General features: G+C 72.0%; 2 protein-coding genes. Both read left to right on the top strand.

Annotated elements, in window-relative coordinates:
- Nucleotides 1–294 (top strand): hypothetical protein (locus tag B8460_RS22210; RefSeq protein WP_048862628.1); only part of this gene is annotated, 294 nt, incomplete at its 5' end.
- 9 nt (nt 295–303) lie between these two features.
- Nucleotides 304–855, top strand: a 552-nt coding sequence (locus B8460_RS16080; RefSeq protein ID WP_048862627.1) for a GAF domain-containing protein, incomplete at its 3' end; no start/stop codon positions are given.

Genomic DNA, 855 nt, shown 5'->3' with positions numbered 1-855 from the left:
GACGCGATCGGGGTGGAGTTGCTCGAACGCTGCCTGCGCGCGGCGTGCGCGGGCATGACGGTGATCATGGTCGAGCATCATCTGGAGTTCGTCCGCCGCATGGCCGACGAGGTGTGCTGCCTGGAGGACGGGCGGTTCGCGACCGTGGGGCCGCCCGCGCTGCTGGCGCAGGGCACGTCGCTGTTTGCCCGGCTCTTGCAGGTGCGTCAGGGGCTTGGCTCTACTGACGGCCTCGACATCAGCTCGGTCCCGCGCCCGGTGCTGGGCGCCGCGTCGCCTAAATCGCTGCCATAGGGAACGCTCATGCCGGTCAGCGCGGAGCTGTTGGAACGACATCTCGGCATCCGGCCGACCTCGGCGACCGAGGCGACGCTGCGGCTGCTGATCTGGACCGGGTTGCAGATGACCGGCGCGCCGGAAGGCTCGCTGCTGGTCATGGACCATGCCGGGCAACGGCTGCTGTTCGCCATGACGATCGGCAGCGAGGACAGCGAACAGACGCTGATCGGCCAGCCCGTGCCGCTCGGCGAGGGCATCGCGGGTCTGGCGGGCGCGACGCTGGAGGTGCAGATCGGCGCGCCGCGCTATCGCGACATACGCCAGTCGGAGAAGCTGTCCGGCGGGCCGGAGGCGGTGATCGCGGCGCCGGTCGTCGGCGGCGAGACGCTGTTCGGCGTGCTCACGGCGGTCGGCTTCGAGGCGGGCAAGCGGTTCAGCAGCGAGGACGGGCGGCTCTACGGCGGCTTCGCGGCGGTGGCGGGCGTGGTGATCGACCAGGAGCGGCGGCTGGCGGCGCTGGAGGCGGGCGCCGCACCCCGGGATGCGCGCGTGCGGCAGGCGCAGGAGATCGCCGAG

The organism is Acidisphaera rubrifaciens HS-AP3, assembly GCF_000964365.1.
GTDB classification, from domain to species: domain Bacteria; phylum Pseudomonadota; class Alphaproteobacteria; order Acetobacterales; family Acetobacteraceae; genus Acidisphaera; species Acidisphaera rubrifaciens.
This window is presented reverse-complemented; position numbering and strand designations above follow the sequence as displayed.